Below are 20,115 nucleotides of genomic sequence, written 5' to 3'. Positions count from 1 at the left end.
CTTGTATATACAAGTTGGGTTGAGTAAGGTAGTAGTAGAGTCTTTCGAACGCTTTACAAAAATGCTTCCACGCTACTTACACATAAAATCTGACTTGTTACAACGCATTGAGTCCGGGCAACTGACTGCCGGGGAGCAAATTGCTTCTGAGAATCAGCTTGCCTGTGATTATTCAGTCAGCCGGATGACCGCTCGCAGAGCGGTTTCCGAACTGGTTGAAGAAGGCATACTGGCAAGAAGTCAGGGGATTGGTACGTTTGTCGCTGATGCCAGACCAATGAGCTCGATTTTGACCATTAACAACATCCAGCATGAAATAGAAGCGCGGGGGCATCAGTACAGCAACTCACTTTTATTACATAACAAAATGGAAGTTACCGCCCAACAAAGCCAGTGGATTGGGCTGGAGAAGGGGAGCGAGGCATTTCGTTCGCAAGTTGTACATTATGAAAACGGTAATGCGGTGCAGCTGGAAGACAGGTTTGTCAATCCGCAATGGGCGCCTGGTTATATTGAGCAGAATTTGAAGAAAATCACCGCGCATGAGTATTTATCCCGCGTCGCGCCACTCACCGAAGCTGATCACACGGTTGAAGCAATACTGCCAACACCGGCACAGGCGACACTATTAAAAATTGACCATCATCAACCGTGTTTACAAATCAAACGACGCACATTTTCAGCCAGGGGGATAGTGAGTTTTGCCTTGCTGACCCATCCCGGCAACCGCTACAGATTGGGTGGTCATTTGAACTTTACGACCACCACCAAGGAGACAAAATGAAACGACATGATCCTAAGCGCAGAGTAACTGCGCCAACCGGAACGCAACTTAACGCTAAAAGCTGGCTTACCGAAGCACCTTTGCGCATGCTGATGAATAATCTGGATGCCGATGTGGCAGAACACCCGGAATCGCTGGTTGTATATGGTGGCATTGGCCGCGCGGCCAGAGATTGGGACTCGTTTGACAGCATTGTTGAAGTACTAAAACGGTTAGACGATGACCAGACGTTGCTAGTGCAGTCGGGCAAACCAGTAGGGGTTTTTCCGACGCATAAGGACGCACCGAGAGTGCTTATTGCCAATTCGAACCTGGTCCCACACTGGGCCAACTGGGACCATTTTAATGAATTGGATAAAAAAGGGCTGATGATGTACGGGCAGATGACTGCTGGCTCTTGGATTTATATCGGTTCGCAGGGCATTGTCCAGGGCACATACGAAACCTTTGTCAGTGTGGCGAAAACGCATTTTGAAGGTAAAGCGCAGGGGCGCTGGATTTTAACCGGCGGCCTGGGCGGCATGGGCGGCGCGCAACCGCTGGCAGCGACCATGGCCGGCTTTTCTATGATTGCGGTTGAAGTGGATGAAAGCCGTATCGATTTTCGCATTAAAACCGGCTACGTCGACAAGAAGGCGACGTCGTTAGATGAAGCGCTCGCTATGCTTGATGAGGCTAAAACTAACGGAAGCCCTATCTCTATTGGCTTGTTAGGGAATGCCGCCGAGGTGTTTCCTGAGTTGGTAAATCGAAACGTGATTGCCGACGTAGTTACCGACCAGACCAGTGCCCATGATCCCCTGAATGGCTATCTACCCAAAGGCTGGAGCCTGGAGCAAGCAGCTGCATTGCGTGAAAGCGATCCGCAAACAGTGGTTAAACAAGCAAAGCAGTCTATGGCATTGCAGGTAAACGCCATGTTAGCCATGCAGGGACAGGGCGCGGCCACGTTGGATTATGGTAATAATATTCGTCAGATGGCACTGGAAGAAGGGGTACAGAACGCGTTTGATTTCCCCGGGTTTGTTCCTGCTTATATCCGGCCATTATTTTGCCAGGGTATTGGGCCCTTCCGTTGGGTCGCCCTATCTGGCGATCCCGAGGATATTTACAAAACCGATGCAAAAGTCAAAGAACTGATCCCGGATAATCCTCATTTACATAACTGGCTGGACATGGCACGGGAGCGCATTCAGTTTCAGGGCTTACCTGCCAGAATTTGTTGGGTGGGACTGGGTGAAAGACAAAAGTTGGGCCTGGCGTTTAATGAAATGGTTCGTAATGGCGAATTGAAAGCGCCAGTCGTGATTGGGCGTGATCACCTGGATTCTGGTTCCGTTGCTTCGCCAAATCGTGAAACCGAATCCATGCTGGATGGTTCTGATGCGGTATCAGACTGGCCACTGCTCAATGCTTTACTTAATACGGCAGGTGGTGCTACCTGGGTAAGTTTGCATCATGGTGGCGGGGTTGGTATGGGGTTCAGCCAACACTCGGGTGTGGTGATCGTGTGCGATGGCAGTACGGATGCAGACGCCCGAATTGCTCGCGTGCTACATAATGATCCCGCGACGGGGGTAATGCGTCACGCGGATGCCGGGTATGACATTGCGAAAAGCTGCGCTCAAGAGCATAAACTCGATTTGCCAATGCTAAACAGGAAATAACTATGACGAACCAATTTGTTTTAACGCCTGGCCAGTTAACCGTTGCTGATTGTTATCAGTTTTTTCGTCAGCATCAAACGTTAATGTTACATGACGATGCCTATGCAGCGATAGATGAAGCGCAACAAACCGTGTTGAATGTACTTAAGCAGGGTAGAACTGTATATGGCATTAATACGGGCTTCGGTTTGCTGGCTAATACCCGCATCGCTGAAGAAGAGCTTGAACTGCTGCAAAGGAGTATTGTGTTATCCCATGCTGCAGGCATTGGTGATTTTATGCAGATATCGACAGTGCGTCTGCTGATGCTACTCAAAATAAACTCGCTTGCGCGCGGATTTTCGGGCGTTAGAAGAGAAGTTATCGACGCATTAATCACCTTATTTAATCATGAAGTGTGGCCTGCGATTCCACAGAAAGGATCGGTAGGCGCTTCAGGCGACTTAGCTCCATTGGCCCATATGAGTGCGGTGTTATTGGGTGAGGGTGAAGTATTAATTGACGGTAAGCGATTACCCGCAGCCGATGGGCTGATTAAAGCCGGTTTGACGCCATTGGCATTAGCACCAAAGGAAGGGTTGGCGTTGTTAAACGGTACTCAGGCTTCCACTGCGTTTGCTTTTGAAGGGCTGTTTTATGCTGAAAATGCATTGGTGTGTGGAATTGCAATAGGTGCACTTAGCGTTGATGCAGCCCAGGGTTCACGGGTACCATTTGATGATCGAATCCATATGGTAAGGGGGCAACAGGCGCAACGAGATGTGGCAGCAATGTTTCGCGATATGCTGCAAACCTCTGATATCGGCAAATCTCATGAAGGCTGTGCAAAAGTTCAGGATCCCTATTCGTTGCGTTGTCAGCCTCAAGTGATGGGCGCCTGCTTACAGCAAATTCGCTACGCGCACCAAACGCTAATTGCTGAAGCAAACGGCGTGTCAGATAATCCGCTAGTGTTTGCCGAGCAGCAGGACATTCTATCCGGTGGTAATTTCCATGCTGAAATCATCGCGATGACTTCAGATATGTTGGCCATTGCACTTTCCGAAATAGGCGCGTTGTCGGAACGACGCATGGCATTGCTGATAGATTCGAATTTGAGCGGATTGCCACCATTTCTGGTGGATAATGGCGGGGTGAACTCAGGTTTTATGATTGCACAGGTAACCAGTGCTGCGCTTGCCAGTGAAAACAAAACCTATGCCCATCCTGCGTCGATTGACTCACTGCCCACTTCGGCAAACCAGGAAGATCATGTTTCTATGGCAACCTTTGCTGGCCGTCGCCTAAAGGATATTTTCGAAAACGTGGCAGGTATTCTGGCAATTGAATGGCTTGCCGCAGGGCAGGGAATTGATTTTCGTTCACCGATCAAGACCAGTGACCCGTTGCAGCAGGTGCATGCTCTTTTAAGGAGTGAAGTCGCGTTTTATGATAAAGATCGCTATTTTGCACCTGACATTGAGCAGGCCAGAGATCTTATCAGTGATCATGCGCTTGCAGATCTGGTAAAATCTCACCTGCACACATCAATTTATGCATATTAATTAAAGGTGGACTGGTTCACCTTGTTCAGGAAACTCAATCAATGCACAAAAGACATACATTCAGTATAGGTTTAGTCAATCCGAAATCCGCAGTGAATGTTGCTTCTGTGTTGAGAGCTGCTGGTTGTTACGGTGCCAGCAGCGTATTTTATACTGGCCAACGCTATCGATATGCCAAAGAGTTTCAGGCTGATACACAAGGGTTTCATCGTGTAATACCTACCGTAGGTGTTGATGACCTCAAGGCTATGGTTCCAAATGGCGCGACCACAGTGGCGGTTGAGTTGGTAGAAGGTGCTCAGTCGTTAATTGATTACCCACACACGAACAATGCGTTTTACGTGTTTGGTCCGGAAGATGGTTCGTTAACACAAGACGTCCTCAGTTGGTGTAACGAGGTGGTTTACGTTCCTACCCGACATTGCATGAATCTGGCGGCTACCGTCAATGTGGTGCTGTATGACCGGTTGGTTAAGTTAGATGAGCCTTATAATTCTGCATCAATCACGCAAATCAGAGATAAAAATAATAATCAGAAAATTTAACTGATTATCGGTCTTTTTCGTCTCATTTTGCGTTAATCAAATGATTTTATAAACAATTTCCGCTTTGCTCGGATCCTCCCGGTTAAATGATATTCAATGGTGATCCAATAACATTAAAAATAAGTAACGAATAACTGGCTTGCAAATCGAACTAATCCCAATGATATTGGTCGACTCACAGTTAGCACTATTTACTTCAAAGCCAAGATCGTGCACTGTAGCGTCCAATTGTAGTAGCGGATCCGGTCTTGATCTGAAGCGGACGATTAGGGGGTAAATATGGAATTAAGAACAAAATTATTATTATAGGGGAAATCGTGTGAAAAGACGGTTGCTGAACGCGCTGCGTAAAGTCAAACACGTGCCTGGTCTTAATCGAGTTGTAAAGCCGGTAGTTAAATACAAAGTCAACAAAACCATAGATGCTGTCGCTTCTCATTTTTTCGAACACTTCAGTTTAGTTATTGCAAGCGAAGAAGATGACGTAAAAACCTGTTTTAAGGCCCGTCATGAAGTCTATTGTGAAGAACTTGGGTTCGAAGAGAAACGCAAGTCCAGAATGGAATTTGACGAGTTTGATGAATATTCATTAAGTTGCTATATCAAACACAGAGCAACAGGAGAATGTGCCGGTACCATTCGTCTGGTAATGCCGCAACATGCCGGTCAGCTGCTACCGCTGGAAAGTAGTTGTCCAGAAGCCATCAGGTTGGCAGAACATAGTCCTGGTAAACTCCCCCGACATTCTATTTGTGAAGTTTCACGTCTGGCTATCCCCAAGCGTTTCAGACGCCGAGCTGCTGACCAACAGCTATCTCCCGTAGGCGGTTCGCCAAACCATAAAGATGGATTAATGGATAAGCAGCTAAACAGAAACTTTCCGTATTTATCCTTAGCGCTATATTTTTTCGCTGCCACCATTTGTATTCTGCGCGACATAGAGAATGTGTACATGATGATGGAGCCGCGGCTCGCACGTAGTTTGAAATTTTTGGGTGTGCGATTTGACCAATTGGGGCATGAGGTAGATTACCATGGTAAACGTGCGGCGTTTCTAATTTCACCTGAAGATTTTGTCAGCCAGGTGTCTCCGGCGCTGCAAAAGTTCCAGCGCAGTATTCTAAAAGAAATTGAAGATGTACCCAATTTCGGTGCAATTTATAATCCTTTCCCGGCGAAGGAAACCGCAAAACGATCCTCCAAGCAGAAGCGGGCAGCATAAACGTCGACCTTTATAAATTTAAATAAATGTCAGCCTTTATGAAATCGTATGCATTTTGTTTAACATTCCATTAACGGGTATGCTTTGATCTAATAATAGCTACCTTTTGAATGGCCTATCATGTTGAAACACAAACTGAATCGATTTGCTTCACTTTCTGTTCCCGTATTTTTACTCAGTTTTGGATGTACAATGGACGCTCCCAAAACCGATACCGCCAAGTTAGAATCTGATGATGTTGCGCAAAACGCACAAGCACAACAACGCCCGATTGTGTATCAGGTATTTACCCGCTTGTTTGGTAACACGAAAACCAACAATGTACCGTGGGGAACCATAGAAGAAAACGGCGTGGGTAAATTTTCAGACTTTACCCCAACTGCGCTAACTGAAATTCGTGAGATGGGTGTTTCGCATATCTGGTATACGGGGGTTCCGCATCATGCACTGGTCGCTGATTACACCGAATACGGTATTTCACTTGATGATCCTGATGTAATCAAAGGCAGAGCCGGTTCTCCATACGCCGTTAAAGATTACTACAATGTCAATCCCGATCTGGCAGATGACCCGGCACGGCGTCTGGAAGAGTTTGAAGCGCTTATCCAGCGTACCCACGACCACGGTATGAAAGTAATTATTGATATCGTACCAAACCATGTTGCCAGACAATATGAGTCGCTCTCAAAGCCTGACGGGGTTGAAGATTTCGGTGCAAATGATGATACAAATATTGCTTATTCACGTGAAAATAACTTTTACTATGTGCCGGGCAAGCCTTTTGAGGTGCCTACGTTTTCTGAAGACACCACCCCCCTTGGTGGAGAAGATCATCCGTTAGCGGACGATCAGTTTGCTGAAAACCCTGCTAAGTGGACGGGAAATGGTGCCAGAGCAGCCAAACCTGATGTTAACGACTGGTATGAAACGGTTAAGGTCAATTATGGTGTCAAACCCGATGGCAGTTACGATTTTCCTCAGTTACCCGAAGGTTATGAAAATCAGCCGGTATCAGTGCATTATTCTTTTTGGCAGGACAAAACCTTGCCTGATTCCTGGTACAAATTTGAAGATATCGTCCACTATTGGTTAGATAAAGGCGTAGACGGCTTTCGTTTTGATATGGCGGAAATGGTACCAGTAGAGTTTTGGTCATTTCTCAACTCTTCGATAAAGCAAAAAAATCCTGACGCCTTTTTGTTGGCAGAAGTTTATCAACCCGATAAATATCGTGACTATCTGCATGCCGGTAAAATGGATTATCTGTATGACAAAGTGGGGTTTTACGATGCCTTAAAAACCGTCATGCAAGGTAACGGTAAAGTTTCAACAGTCATTCAGGAACACAAAGATGTTGCTGATATCAGCAGCCACATGCTGCACTTCCTCGAAAATCATGATGAACAGCGTATTGCATCGCCCGATTTTGCCGGTAATGCCGAAATTGGCAAACCAGCGTTGGTAGTCTCGTCCCTAATCAGTTCGTCGCCATTTATGATTTATTTTGGTCAGGAAGTCGGCGAAGATGGCAGCGAAGATGCGGGCTTTGGCAAACCTACGCGCACCTCTATTTTTGATTACATTGGCGTACCTGCGCACCAGCGTTGGATGAACCACGGCAAATTTGACGGCGGAAAATTAACCGAGCAAGAAAAGGCGTTACGTGTCTATTATAAGAAAGTGTTAAATATTGCTGCGACACACCCAGCGATGAACGGCGAATTTATCAGCTTGCATGACACCTCACTGGCAGCCGACAGTGACTATTCAGAACAGCATTTTGCGTTCGCCCGCCAAAGCGACACACAGAAACTGATTGTGGTTAGTCAGTTTGCAGAAGCCACAATGGAGAACGTGCAGGTAGTGCTACCGGAAAGTGTCATTAAGCGCTGGGGGTTAACAGAAAATGTCGAAATAACCGATTTACTTACCGGTGAAACCAGTTCGCTTACCATTGCTAAGGATAACGGCACCATCACAGTGCCAATGAGTTCATGGGAGTCAAAAGTCTATGTCGTTGAATAAACTATGCCTGCTTGGTGTGTTTGGGCTTTTATTGTCTGCCTGCCAGTATTCCGAAACAGAAGATGAACCAGCAGCACAGGCGGAGGTGGTGGCATCCAAGGAAAAAGCGACCACACGCAGTCAAAACGTGATGATAGACTCAGAAAGCTTTGAGTTTCCCGATGGCCAGGTGCGTGATGTATGGATCTATCTGCCGCCTGGTTATGCAACGTCAGACACCCGATACCCGGTTCTTTACATGCATGATGGACAAAATGTGTTTGATAGCGCGACCAGTTATGTGGGGGAATGGGAAGTAGATGAATCTCTAAATCAACTGGCCGACAAAGGGTGGCAAGTGCCTATTGTCGTAGCAATTAATCACGGTAACGAAGCGCGTGTCAACGAACTGAGCCCCTGGCATCACGAAAAATATCCTGATGTGGTGGGAAAAGCCTATGCTGAATTTATCGTCAATCAGGTGAAGCCTGAAATAGATGCGCAGTATCGCACCTTAAGTGGCGTTTCTGATACCAGCGTGATGGGCAGCTCACTGGGTGGATTAATTTCTCACTATATGCTGGTGGCATACCCTGATGTATTTGGAAAAGCAGCAATTTTTTCGCCTTCATTCTGGTTTTCACAACAAGCGTTTAGTTTTGCTGAGAGTCACCCAATACCTTCTACTCACCGCTTATTGTTCATAGCCGGCAGTGAAGAAGGGGAGCAAATGTCAAACGACATGAATTCCATGGTGAGTTTGCATCTGGCGCAGCAGCACCCGCAAACAAACCTGTATGCGACCACGGTGCTGGGCGGAAAACATAACGAAGCATTTTGGAAAGAGCAATTTGCGTTTGCCGTGAAATGGCTTGAAATCGTAAGGCAGAATAATGATTAAACGTTTTATCACATTAGCTTTAGTGTGGCTGATTTCCAGTACCACACTGGCAGCAGATTTTACCTCATTTACGCAGCAAGAAAGCGCCGTCACTATAGTTTTAAGCAACCAGACACAGGTTAATATTGAAATAATCAACCCGCAAACCATTGCCGTAAATTATAAGCTGGATGACCAGGCGGTGCCGCCTGCACTTGAGCTGGTTAACAGTGAAGACGCCTCAACTTTTTCGGTTAACGATGGCGCCGATGCCATTGAATTTGTGAGTAACGATGTGAAGGTGGTGGCTCATAAAGCACCGTTTTCGCTGGCCTTTTGGTACAAGGGAAAATTACACACACAGGAAGAGATTGGCGCGTTTGCGCAGCGCACCGTACGCGGTATTCGCTTTGCACTTCAACCTGAAGAAAAGCTGATGGGCGGTGGACAGCGTGTATTGGGCATGGATCGCCGCGGACACCGCATGCCCTTGTACAATCGTGCACACTATGGTTATGGTACCGAGTCAAACCAGATGTACTACAGTCTGCCCGCCGTGTTATCAAATCATAACTACGCCATCGCATTTGATAATACCGCAAGTGGCTTTTTAGATATCGGTAAATCTGAATCGGATGTTTTACAATTCGAGGCCGTAGCAGGCAGGTTACGCTACATCGTTAGTCTGGGGGAGTCGTTGGCCGATGTGTCGCAACACCTGATTGCAGCCCTGGGCAAACAGCCATTACCGCCAAGATGGGCGCTGGGTAATTTTGCCTCTCGCTTTGGTTACCGAACTGAACAGGAAACCCGTGATATTGTTGATGCCTTCGTGACACACGATATTCCTCTGGATGCGGTGGTGCTGGACTTGTATTGGTTTGGTAAGGATATCAAAGGGCACATGGGGAATTTGGATTGGGATCGCGCTGCGTTTCCGACGCCTGAAAAAATGATTTCAGACTTTGCTGATAAAAATGTCAAAACCGTTGTTATCACTGAGCCGTTCATACTAGATACCGCATCTACCTACGCTAATGCTGTGGAGTCAAACGCCCTTGCCACCAATGTGGCAGGTGAGCCTAAAATGTTCGATTTTTATTTTGGTCACACTGGCCTGATTGATGTATTTGACCGTTCAGGACAAGAGTGGTTCTGGCAATTCTATGCAAGACTGATGGAACAGGGCGTTGCCGGTTGGTGGGGCGATCTAGGTGAGCCCGAGGTCCACCCTGGTGATACCTTGCACCAGTGGGATAAGCAGGTTTTCACCGCAGATGAAGTGCACAATATTTACGGCCATATGTGGGCCAGGATGGTATACGAACGTACTCTGCAAGCCCAACCTGACAAGCGTCCCTTTGTGCTGATGCGCGCCGGTTACCTGGGAAGCCAGCGATACGGCATGATGCCCTGGACCGGAGATGTCAGTCGCAGCTGGGATGGATTTAAACCTCAGGTTGAGCTGGCGCTGCAAATGGGGATGTTTGGGTTAGGCTACATTCACAGCGATTTGGGTGGTTTTGCTGGCGGGGAAACGTTCGATAAGGAACTTTATCTACGCTGGTTACAGTTTGGCGTATTTTCACCGGTGTTCCGGCCTCATGCGCAGGAACATATTCCACCCGAACCCGTCATGCATAGCCAGGACGTGATTGATAAGGCAAAAAGACTGATTGATTTGCGTTATCAGATGATGCCGTACAATTACACCCTTAGCTTTGAAAATTCATTGACAGGTCAACCGCTTATGCGTCCGTTGTCCTATCATTTTCCACAACAAAAGTGGTTTAACAATAAAGAGAGTTATCTGTGGGGAGAGGCTTTTTTAATCTCGCCGGTGACCGAGGCCGGTCATAAGGAATGGCATGTGGATCTTCCTCAAGGTGACTGGTACAGCTTTTGGTCAGGCGAGGTATTTGAAGGGGAGCAGGTTATCGCATTCCCAATAACAACGGACACTTTTCCGGTATTGGTGAAAGCGGGTTCTTTCGTGCCAATGGTATCAGCGGCACAAACCAGCACTGATATCAATTGGTCTTCTCTGCAGGTAAATTACTGGTTGGATAATGCCGCATCTGAATACACCTATTATGAAGATGGCGGCAATGATCCCCAGTCTATAGAGAAAAAGCGCTATCAGACGATTAAGTTTAATGCACAACCTAGCGATGGCAGCGTGGAACTGGTCTATGACATCAAAGGAAGTTATCCTGATGCACCCGTTTCAAGAAAGATTGCGTGGATTGTTCATGGGCTTTCCGCTATGCCAGCGAAAATTCAACTGAACGATGGCAAGACGGTTAAACAAGCCGATTTTGATGAACAAGGGATACGATGGCAGGCTGACAAACGCCAGCTAACGCTACCTTCAACGTCGCTGTCGGCTAAACGAGGAAAGCTTAACATTTACTATTAACCTTCAGGGTTCTTATGTTCATCAGTTGGTGGTCATTATTGTGGTGCTTGGTCCCGGTTGCAATTGTGGCTGCTATTTATGCATTCTGGTGCGCTGAAGATCTACTGGAAATGTTGTATGCCTGTTTGCGTATGGTGATTCAACTCGCCTTGGTAGGGTTTGCGCTTATCTGGCTGTTCAAAAATCCTGCGGCACACATCAGTGTCGCGGTCATCCTGATGATGCTTGCAATTGCCGCGTGGATCGCAATACGACCATTAAAAAAACTACCCGAGTTTTCTCCGCAGAGCTGGCTTGGAGCGGTCATCGCGCTAATTAGTGGTGTTGGTATTTGTCTGGCTATCACAATGATTGGAGTACTGTCTGTTTCACCCTGGTTTAAACCCAGTTTTATTATTCCTTTGGCGGGTATGTATCTGGCCAATAGCATGAATGTGATAAGTCTGAGTGCGGAACGGTATTTTGCTGAACGACGGACTGGCTCTAATCAACATGTTGCTAAACGCCGTGCGTTGAAGGCCAGTATGATCCCCCAGATTAATGGTTTATTTGCTGTCGGGCTGGTCGCGTTACCAGGGATGATGACAGGACAAATTTTATCCGGTATTGAGCCAATGATTGCAGTACGTTATCAAATTATGATCATGGCGATGTTGCTAGGGTCAACCGGAATAGCAGCATCAATTATGCTGCTTTGGCTGGCGTCAAAAGACAGCCGCTAAAGCTTTCGCATCCTCACGGGATCTGAATACGTATGCAAGTGGTTGGTTTACAACATCTCTAAACGGTACTATTCATTACTTCTTAACGGTTTGTTAACAACAGAGTTCAGATAATGAAGCACACCCCTGTAGTATTACGATTCTTCGCGGCCTTTACCTTACATCTGCTATTTGCATCACCCGCGTTGAGTCAGCAAACCAATGCCATAACCCTGAGTTCTCCCGATGCTGACATTGTGTTTACGCTGCAACCTAAACCAGACAGTTTGCTTTATTCAGTTACATTTAACGATAAGCCACTCATTCAGAACTCTCGTCTGGGCTTGAGGTTCGCGAACGCTTCCGATTTTGATGGTCAGCTCAACATTGCCGGGGTTGAGCGCAAGACATTTGATGAAACATGGCAGCAACCCTGGGGTGAAACACGCCATGTTCGCGAGCACTACAATGAAATGCTGGTTAAATTTGCAGACTCAGCGGTCAATCTGAGAGTCCGCGTGTTTGATGACGGCATTGGCTTTCGCTACGAAGGGCAGGGTGAAAAAGACGCGGGGTCCATTTCCATCATCGATGATTTAACCGAATTTCACTTTGCTGACTGGCAACAGGCTCAGGCATGGTGGATCCCTGCTCAAGGTTGGAATCGCTATGAATATCAATATTCACAGACTGGGTTTAACGAAATCCAACGGGTACATACGCCACTGACCCTTAAACTTTCTGACCATGCCTATGTGGCAATACACGAAGCGGCATTGGTTGACTTTGCTGCCATGTATCTTGAGCAGCGCCGGCCGGGTGTACTTAAATCCATGCTGGTAGCACGTGCGGATGGTGTAAAAGTCAGGGCAGAACACGATTTTGCCTCGTCCTGGCGCACGCTTCAAATCGGCGAAAAGCCTACTGATCTGGTAAATTCTCATCTGATACTAAATTTAAACGAGCCAAATAAGCTTGGAGACGTGAGTTGGGTTAAGCCTGGTAAATATGTTGGTATCTGGTGGGGTATGCATTTAGGCGTGCATTCATGGGGCACGGATGGAGTTCACGGTGCCACAACCGAACGCACAAAAGAATACATGGATTTCGCCGCTAAACATGGCTTTGACGGCGTGTTAGTAGAAGGTTGGAACGAAGGCTGGGATGGCGAATGGTTCAATAATGGTGATGTATTCAGTTTCACCCAGAGTTATCCCGACTTCGACTTAAAAGCGGTCACCGACTACGGCGCGAAAAAAGGGGTTAAGCTGATTGGTCATCATGAAACTTCGGGAAGTATAACAAACTATGAAAAGCAAATGGATGACGCCTACGCACTGTATGCCAAGCACGGTGTTACTCAGATAAAAACAGGCTATGTGGCTGACGGTGGTAATACTAAATGGGAACAGGATGGCAAAACGGCTTATCAGTGGCATGATAGTCAGCCGATGGTGAATCACTATTTAAAAAGCATAAAACTTGCAGCAAAACACAAGCTCAGTATTAATACCCACGAACCCATCAAAGATACCGGGTTACGCAGAACCTATCCCAATTGGCTAACGCGGGAAGGGGCCAGAGGTCAGGAGTTCAATGCCTGGGGATCACCGCCTAATTTTCCTGAACATACCGCTATTTTGCCTTTCACCCGAATGTTAGCCGGGCCCATGGACTTTACTCCGGGTATTGTCAATTTGGCCTACAACGGCTTAGATGCAGAGAATCGTGTGCGCACGACCCTGGCCAAACAACTGGCGTTATATGTTGTGTTGTATAGTCCTATCCATATGGCTGCAGATTTACCTGAACACTACGAAAAACGCCCTGACCCATTGTCATTTATCAAAATGGTAGCGACCGACTGGGAACAAAGTATTGCGCTTGATGGCATGGTAGGCGAGTACATCGTGATGGCGCGCCAACAACGGGATTCTGAAAACTGGTTTGTTGGTGCATTGACCAACGATGATGCGCGCAGCGTGACGCTGGATTTTTCCTTTCTACCAGCAAACAAAGCGTATAATGCGACTATCTATCAGGACGGAAAAGACGCTAACTGGAAAACCAACCCTTATGCATTAGATGTGATTAACCAGCGTGTTACCCATACAACGAAATTAACACAGTGGCTTGCCAGCAGCGGTGGTGTGGCAATCAAATTGGAGCCTGTAAATGAATAAAAAATTGTTGTCCGTATTCTCAAGTTTAAGTTTACTAACTTTTAACTGCTATGCCGCTGAGGTATCACCACCAAACTGGTGGGCGGGTATGAAAAATAACTCGTTGCAGCTAATGGTAGCCGAAGACAATATCGCTGGGGCAAAGATTAAAATTGATTATCCAGGAGTCAGTGTAAAGGCGGTCAATTCACTGGATAGCGAAAATTATCTGTTTATCGACCTGCAAATCAATGGGGCCAAGCCAGGTAAGTTTCCCATCCGTTTTTATAAAGACGGTCAACTGGTAGAGGAATTGACCTACGAATTAAAAATGCGCGAAGAAAACGCCGCTCAACGTCGGGGCTTCGATGCGACAGACAGCATTTATTTAATTACCCCGGATCGGTTCGCCAATGGTGATACGCAAAATGACACGGTTGAAGGTTACGCTGACAAACTCAATCGTAATTATAAAGGCGGTCGTCATGGCGGCGATATTCAAGGCATGATCAATCATCTTGATTACATTGCCGATTTAGGTTTCACTCAAATCTGGACCATGCCCATGCTGGAAAATGCCATGGAGCAATATTCTTACCATGGCTATTCCACTACCGATTTTTACAACATTGATCCGAGATACGGTTCAAATTCCCTCTACCGTGAGCTTTCCGACACAGCAGCAGAACAGGGAATTGGCGTTATTATTGATGTGGTTCTTAATCATATTGGTAGTGAACACCCGTGGATGGATGACAAGCCCAGTGCAGACTGGATTAACAACGAATCGTTTTCACCTACATCTCATCGTCGCGAAGTATTGCATGACCCCCACGCAGCGCATGAAGATAAAGCCGCCTTTAGCGACGGCTGGTTTGTTCCAACCATGCCAGATTTAAATCAGCGAAACCCCTATCTCGCTCAGTATTTAATTCAAAATTCAATTTGGTGGGTTGAGAGCGCAAATCTGAGCGGTATACGCGTCGACACCTATTCGTATTCTGATAAGGCTTTTTTAAGTGAATGGACCACGCGCCTGATGACAGAGTACCCTAATTTAAATATCGTGGGTGAAGAGTGGTCGGTTAATCCGCTGATAACCTCTTATTGGCAGCAGGGAACGTCACGTCGGGACAACTATGTAAGTGCGTTACCCAGCGTGATGGATTTTCCCTTACAATCTAAATTGGTCAGTGCGCTAGCCAGCGATGAAACCTGGGCGACGGGACTGCGTGAATTATATGAAGTGTTAGCCAGTGATTTTGTGTATGGCGACCCTGGCAACTTAGTGGTGTTTGCTGATAACCATGATATGAGTCGTATTTTTACTCAGTTGGACGAAGATATAACGCTGTGGGATATGGCGATGACCTTCATTCTGACTACCCGTGGCATACCTCAGGTGTTCTACGGTACTGAAATATTAATGGACAATGCAGGTACCGACGATCACGGTATCATTCGCAGCGACTTTCCTGGTGGCTGGCAGGGTGATGAGATTAATGCATTTACACAAACTGGATTGACCGCGGCTCAGCGCGATGCGCATAGCAAAATTAAGCAACTATTAGCGCTGCGCAAAGCTCACCCGGATCTTTTCTCAGGTGAGCTGACCCATTATGGTCCACACGAAGGTGTCTATGTGTATTTCCGTCATAACAAGTCGTCACCAGATAAGGCGCTGATGGTAATAATCAGTAAAAACGAAACCTCCAAAGCGCTTGCACTGGATCGATTTGAGTCAATGCTTAACGGCTTTTCACGCGCTACTGAGCTGGTTAATGACAACACCATTAACTTAGATAAAAATATAACTGTACCGGCAAGCAGTGCCACAGTATGGTTGTTGCAGTAGTTCTGTATTTTTAAAATAACAATAATCACGAGTAAATTATGCAATCAAATCAGCCCAAATTAAGCTTCTGGCAAATATGGAATGTCAGCTTTGGTTTTTTAGGCGTCCAGTTCGGTTTTGCGTTACAAAACGCGAATGTCAGTCGAATTCTTTCTGATCTGGGCGCTGACTTACACTCGCTGTCACTTTTCTGGTTAGTCGCTCCCGTCATGGGGTTACTGGTGCAGCCTATCGTTGGCGCGGCGTCTGACAGAACCTGGAATAGGCTGGGCAGGCGGCGGCCTTTCATTCTTGGCGGGGCAATACTGGCAGCGGTCGGGATGTTTTTAATGCCAAATGCACCGTTGTTTGTTGCGTTGATGGCACCGATGATTTTTGGTGCGCTGATGCTGGCCCTGATGGATGCCTCATTCAATGTATGTTTCCAACCGTTTCGTTCACTTGTGTCGGATATGGTGCCCCCTGAGCAACGTAATATCGGTTATTCAGTGCAGTCGCTGCTTATCAACATTGGTGCGGTGATTGGCTCGATCTTGCCTTTTGTACTTACCAATGTTGTGGGGCTATCAAACACCGCCAGTGCAGGAGAGGTTGCTCCTTCGGTAGTTTGGGCGTTTTATCTGGGCGCGACAATTTTACTTGGTTCTGTGTTGTGGACAGTGATCCGCACTAAAGAATACTCACCATCTGAATACTACAAATACAAAGGTGTCGACCCCAAACTTGCTGAAGAAGAAGCTGCACATAAAGCCCCTTTATTAGAGAGGTTGAAGCAATTTTTTTCATTAGTGATCAATATGCCCACTACCATGAAACAGCTGGCAATCGTTCAGTTCTTCTCGTGGTTTGCATTATTTATAATGTGGGTCTATACCATGCCAGCGATCACGCAGCATATCTGGGGCATAGATAAGCAATGGTTCGATCCGGATTATATTGCCCAAGCGGGTATTGTGCCCGACGCAGTTATTGCAGCAAAAGGTGCTGCTGGCGATTGGGTGGGTATTTTATTTGCTGCTTACTCGGTTTTTGCCGCGGTTTTCTCGGTGTTTTTAGCCAAGCTTGCTGATACATTCGGGCGTAAATTTATTTACTCGGCTTCGTTGCTGCTTGGCGGCATAAGTTACGTAAGCTTTCTGGCGTTCCAGGATTTTACCCCGGTTGATGTGAATTTGTTAATTACTCAGGTTACCGTGCCTGCCGGAGCGGTGGATTTATTGTTACCCATGATAGGTATTGGTATTGCCTGGGCTGCGATTCTGGCGATGCCATATGCAATGCTGGCTGGCGCGTTGCCGCCCAATAAGACTGGGGTTTATATGGGCATATTTAACTTCACCGTTGCTTTGCCACAGATTGTATCGGGTTTAGTTGCTGGATGGGTTCTAAGTTCCGTGTTTGATAACGACGCCAAGTACATTATCTTGGTTGCCGGCGTGTCAATGATTTGCGGTGCCGTTGCCGTGTTTTTTGTAAAAGAGCCCAAATTGACTGAACTGGTAAATGAAGAAGGTGAGGTTATTTAATGCAGCGTCAATCCAATCTGATCCTATTGGCATTGCTGAGCGCCGGCCTGGCTGGCTGCAATACCACCGAACCGCAGGTACTGCAAGCTAGCACGCCAGTTTACGGCACCGACGACCCCTTTACCGCAGAAGCCATTTATTTTGTGATGACGGACCGTTTTGTCGATGGCGACGAAAGTAATAACTACCCGCAGCAGGGCGGCCAGTTTCCAACGTGGGAACGCAAACTCAATGGTCCCGACGGCAAATTTGCCAACGTGGGTTACATGGGGGGCGATTTAAAAGGAATTTTGCAAAACGCACAATACATCAAAGATATGGGGTTTAGCGCCATCTGGCTTACCCCCATTGTTGATAATCCAAATGAAGCTTTCAGTGGGGGAGAGCCCATTGAATATGGTGGTAAATACAAAGATGGCGGTAAAACCGGGTATCACGGATATTGGGCGGTCAACTTCTATAAAGCTGACGAGCATTATGTCAGTGCAGATTTAACTTTTGCTGATTATACCGCGCAACTGAAACAACAGTTCGGCCTTAAAACTGTGTTTGATATTGTGGCGAATCATGGTTCACCAAGTTTCACCATGCCAGTGGATCAACCGCTATTTGGCGAGTTGTATGACCGAGAAGGTAAATTGGTAGCAGATCATCAAAACCTGCTTCCTTCAGAATTAAGTGACGATGAGCCACTGCACGCTTTTTACCACCAGACCAAAGATATTGGCGAACTGTCAAATCTGAATGAGCAAAATCCTGAGTTACAGGATTACCTCATCAACAGCTATTTGTATTGGATAGAGCAGGGGGCTGACGCGTTTCGTATTGATACGATAAAACATGTTCCGCATAGCTTCTGGCGGGAGATGAGTCAACGTATACGTGCACAATACCCAGATTTTTACATGTTTGGTGAAAGCTTTAATTACGATGCCAATTTCATTGCGCAACATACTTTACCTAAAAATGGCGGCATCAATGTATTGGACTTCCCTATGCAAAAAGCCATGGTAGAGGTGTTTGAAAACCCGCAGAGTGATTTTGCTGACCTTGCCGAGGTGTTGCACCTGACCCACGGCCCTTACGCGAACCCCTACGAATTAACCACGTTTTATGACAACCACGACATGAAGCGAATGAATGCCAGCGATGAAGGGTTCATTAATGCACATAACTGGTTGTTCACTGTCCGCGGTATCCCGGTGGTATACCAGGGTTCAGAAATGGGTTTCATGCGTGGCACTGAAGAGCACGAGGGCAATCGCAATTATTTTGGTCAAAAAAATATTGAACAAGCTAAACAACACGTGATTCATCAAAAACTGATTGAGATCGCAAACATTCGACAGCAATTACCCGCATTACAAAGGGGGCTGCAGGTAAACGTCCAGCTGCAGGGCGATAAAGCTATTTTCTACCGGGTGCTGCAAGATAAAGACGTCACACAAAACGCACTGGTTATGCTTAATAAAGGGAACGAAGCCCAACGATTCGAAGTCACAAAAATGATTAACACTGGTCTATGGAAAGAAGCACTGACAGGAAAGGAAATGTCGGTGAAGAACGGGCAGACATTTGTCAGCAATGTGGCTGCTAATGGTGTTCAGGTATGGGTAAACGAGGACGCAATCGTTTCTGCTGAGTTATTACAGCAACTCCACCGTCAAATGGAAAATCAATAGGCTAAATTTATTTTTTACTGCCGCAGGATTGCCTGATAATCAATTCTGCGGGCATTAAATAATCAGCAACATCTTCCTTATTAATCGCTTTTAACAGTGTTTCCACCAATAACTCACCCGCTTTTTTGGTGTTTTGTTGAACAGTAGTGAGTGCTGGCGAAGTAAATGCAGAGACTGGAATGTTGTCATAACCCACCACGGCAATGTCTTCTGGAATACGTAACGACGTTTTCCTCAAAGCTCTTAGCACACCGATGGCGATGAGGTCGGATGCACAAAATATAGCATCAACAAACTGGTTTTCAGCAAGCATAAACTGCATTGCTTCAGAACCGGAATCTTCAGTAGAGATGGCGTTTACCTGGCTAATGTCTTGTGCAGGAATACCATGCTTTTTAAGTGCAGTAATAAACCCCGTATAGCGCGCTAGAAACTCAGGTGCATGGCTATCTGCATCGCCTATAAATGAAAATTTGCGGTGGCCCAGATTGTAAAGATGATTAGCAATATCGAACCCTCCCTGAAAGTTGTCACAGCCTATGCTGATCCCAGGGTGATCTTCGTCGTGCGCACCCCAGCGAACAAAGTGTGTGCCTTGTTCTTCTAACTGTGTCAGTTTGGTTCTGTAAGAAAGATAGTCACCGTAACCAAGTAAAATTATGCCATCCGCTTTGTTTGAGTCTTCAAATTCTGCATGCCAGTCGTCTTCCAGATTTTGAAACGAAACCAGTAAATCATACCCGGCATTGGCACACGCCCGGGTGATACTGCCCAGCATGGAAAGAAAGAATGGGTTAATCATGGAGTCGTCTGAAGTGGGATCTTCAAACAGTAGTAACGCAATGGTAGTGCTCTTTTGCTTGCGCAGATTACTGGCGTTCTTATCAACCTTATAATTTAATTCGCGCGCGATCTGTTGAATGCGCTCCCGAGTTTCTTTATTGACTAATGGGCTGTTACTCAATGCTCTGGATACAGTTGACTGAGAAACACCTGCCATGTGTGCAATGTCGAAGGAAGTTGCTTTTTCTTTCATAATTCAAACAGCGAACGGGAAGCAATAATTCATATGAAATTATGATATCACACTTTAAAATGCAATTATCGAGTTTAAAAATGTTTAA

General features: G+C 46.4%; 14 protein-coding genes. 13 read left to right on the top strand and 1 reads right to left on the bottom strand.

Translation table 11 applies throughout. The features are described 5' to 3' along the window. The first annotated feature begins 61 nt into the window (after positions 1-61). From hutC to HCJ96_RS00535, 13 genes are all read left to right on the top strand, one after another. Complete coding sequence (gene hutC / locus HCJ96_RS00595; RefSeq protein ID WP_169209450.1) at positions 62-784, top strand: histidine utilization transcriptional repressor HutC; 723 nt, start codon at positions 62-64, stop codon at positions 782-784. Then, positions 781-2,451: a urocanate hydratase gene (hutU, locus tag HCJ96_RS00590; protein ID WP_169209090.1), complete on the top strand. Its 1,671-nt coding sequence runs from the start codon at positions 781-783 to the stop codon at positions 2,449-2,451. Before hutC ends, hutU begins: the two co-directional genes overlap by 4 nt. 2 nt (positions 2,452-2,453) lie before the next feature. After that, complete coding sequence (hutH, locus tag HCJ96_RS00585; protein ID WP_169209089.1) at positions 2,454-3,995, top strand: histidine ammonia-lyase; 1,542 nt, start codon at positions 2,454-2,456, stop codon at positions 3,993-3,995. Positions 3,996-4,036: 41 nt separating this feature from the next. Continuing rightward, positions 4,037-4,540, top strand: a complete 504-nt coding sequence (locus HCJ96_RS00580) for an RNA methyltransferase (protein ID WP_169209088.1) — start codon at positions 4,037-4,039, stop codon at positions 4,538-4,540. Positions 4,541-4,859: 319 nt separating this feature from the next. Next, positions 4,860-5,762 (top strand): PEP-CTERM/exosortase system-associated acyltransferase, encoded by a 903-nt coding sequence (locus HCJ96_RS00575; protein WP_169209087.1) that lies wholly within the window; start codon positions 4,860-4,862, stop codon positions 5,760-5,762. Positions 5,763-5,954: 192 nt separating this feature from the next. Then, complete coding sequence (locus tag HCJ96_RS00570) at positions 5,955-7,787, top strand: alpha-amylase family glycosyl hydrolase (RefSeq protein WP_246261042.1); 1,833 nt, start codon at positions 5,955-5,957, stop codon at positions 7,785-7,787. Then, entirely contained in the window at positions 7,774-8,667 is an 894-nt protein-coding gene (locus HCJ96_RS00565; RefSeq protein ID WP_169209085.1) for an alpha/beta hydrolase, read from the top strand. The genes HCJ96_RS00570 and HCJ96_RS00565 overlap by 14 nt, the downstream gene beginning before the upstream one ends. Then, positions 8,660-11,065: a glycoside hydrolase family 31 protein gene (locus HCJ96_RS00560; RefSeq protein WP_169209084.1), complete on the top strand. Its 2,406-nt coding sequence runs from the start codon at positions 8,660-8,662 to the stop codon at positions 11,063-11,065. The genes HCJ96_RS00565 and HCJ96_RS00560 overlap by 8 nt, the downstream gene beginning before the upstream one ends. A gap of 14 nt (positions 11,066-11,079) precedes the next feature. Further along, positions 11,080-11,787, top strand: a complete 708-nt coding sequence (locus tag HCJ96_RS00555; protein WP_169209083.1) for an ABC transporter permease — start codon at positions 11,080-11,082, stop codon at positions 11,785-11,787. A 113-nt stretch (positions 11,788-11,900) separates the two neighbouring features. Continuing rightward, positions 11,901-13,949 carry a glycoside hydrolase family 97 protein gene (locus HCJ96_RS00550; RefSeq protein ID WP_169209082.1) on the top strand — a complete coding sequence of 683 codons (2,049 nt, stop codon included), beginning with the start codon at positions 11,901-11,903 and terminating at the stop codon, positions 13,947-13,949. Continuing rightward, positions 13,942-15,783: a glycoside hydrolase family 13 protein gene (locus HCJ96_RS00545; RefSeq protein WP_169209081.1), complete on the top strand. Its 1,842-nt coding sequence runs from the start codon at positions 13,942-13,944 to the stop codon at positions 15,781-15,783. The genes HCJ96_RS00550 and HCJ96_RS00545 overlap by 8 nt, the downstream gene beginning before the upstream one ends. 38 nt (positions 15,784-15,821) lie before the next feature. Further along, entirely contained in the window at positions 15,822-17,309 is a 1,488-nt protein-coding gene (locus tag HCJ96_RS00540; protein ID WP_169209080.1) for an MFS transporter, read from the top strand. Next, positions 17,309-18,991 carry an alpha-amylase family glycosyl hydrolase gene (locus tag HCJ96_RS00535; protein ID WP_169209079.1) on the top strand — a complete coding sequence of 561 codons (1,683 nt, stop codon included), beginning with the start codon at positions 17,309-17,311 and terminating at the stop codon, positions 18,989-18,991. The genes HCJ96_RS00540 and HCJ96_RS00535 overlap by 1 nt, the downstream gene beginning before the upstream one ends. Before the next feature lie 7 nt (positions 18,992-18,998). On the opposite strand, the gene HCJ96_RS00530 is transcribed toward HCJ96_RS00535, so the two are convergent. Continuing rightward, on the bottom strand, positions 18,999-20,027 hold the full coding sequence (locus HCJ96_RS00530; protein WP_169209078.1) for a LacI family DNA-binding transcriptional regulator: 1,029 nt from the start codon (positions 20,025-20,027) through the stop codon (positions 18,999-19,001). Positions 20,028-20,115: the final 88 nt, after the last annotated feature.

The sequence above is a fragment of the Alteromonas ponticola genome (assembly GCF_012911815.1).
GTDB lineage: Bacteria > Pseudomonadota > Gammaproteobacteria > Enterobacterales > Alteromonadaceae > Alteromonas > Alteromonas ponticola.
Note: the sequence above shows the minus strand (reverse complement) of the source record. Positions and strands in the feature narration are given on the sequence as shown.

What these genes read in the sequence shown, in the direction of transcription:
- HCJ96_RS00580 (WP_169209088.1), top strand. Translation starts at nt 4,037, where the DNA reads ATGCACAAAAGACATACATTCAGTATAGGTTTAGTCAATCCGAAATCC.
- HCJ96_RS00565 (WP_169209085.1), top strand. Translation starts at nt 7,774, where the DNA reads ATGTCGTTGAATAAACTATGCCTGCTTGGTGTGTTTGGGCTTTTATTG.
- HCJ96_RS00570 (WP_246261042.1), top strand. Translation starts at nt 5,955, where the DNA reads ATGGACGCTCCCAAAACCGATACCGCCAAGTTAGAATCTGATGATGTT.
- HCJ96_RS00535 (WP_169209079.1), top strand. Translation starts at nt 17,309, where the DNA reads ATGCAGCGTCAATCCAATCTGATCCTATTGGCATTGCTGAGCGCCGGC.
- HCJ96_RS00545 (WP_169209081.1), top strand. Translation starts at nt 13,942, where the DNA reads ATGAATAAAAAATTGTTGTCCGTATTCTCAAGTTTAAGTTTACTAACT.
- HCJ96_RS00560 (WP_169209084.1), top strand. Translation starts at nt 8,660, where the DNA reads ATGATTAAACGTTTTATCACATTAGCTTTAGTGTGGCTGATTTCCAGT.
- hutU (WP_169209090.1), top strand. Translation starts at nt 781, where the DNA reads ATGAAACGACATGATCCTAAGCGCAGAGTAACTGCGCCAACCGGAACG.
- HCJ96_RS00530 (WP_169209078.1), bottom strand. Translation starts at nt 20,027, where the DNA reads ATGAAAGAAAAAGCAACTTCCTTCGACATTGCACACATGGCAGGTGTT.
- hutH (WP_169209089.1), top strand. Translation starts at nt 2,454, where the DNA reads ATGACGAACCAATTTGTTTTAACGCCTGGCCAGTTAACCGTTGCTGAT.
- HCJ96_RS00555 (WP_169209083.1), top strand. Translation starts at nt 11,080, where the DNA reads ATGTTCATCAGTTGGTGGTCATTATTGTGGTGCTTGGTCCCGGTTGCA.
- HCJ96_RS00550 (WP_169209082.1), top strand. Translation starts at nt 11,901, where the DNA reads ATGAAGCACACCCCTGTAGTATTACGATTCTTCGCGGCCTTTACCTTA.
- HCJ96_RS00540 (WP_169209080.1), top strand. Translation starts at nt 15,822, where the DNA reads ATGCAATCAAATCAGCCCAAATTAAGCTTCTGGCAAATATGGAATGTC.
- hutC (WP_169209450.1), top strand. Translation starts at nt 62, where the DNA reads ATGCTTCCACGCTACTTACACATAAAATCTGACTTGTTACAACGCATT.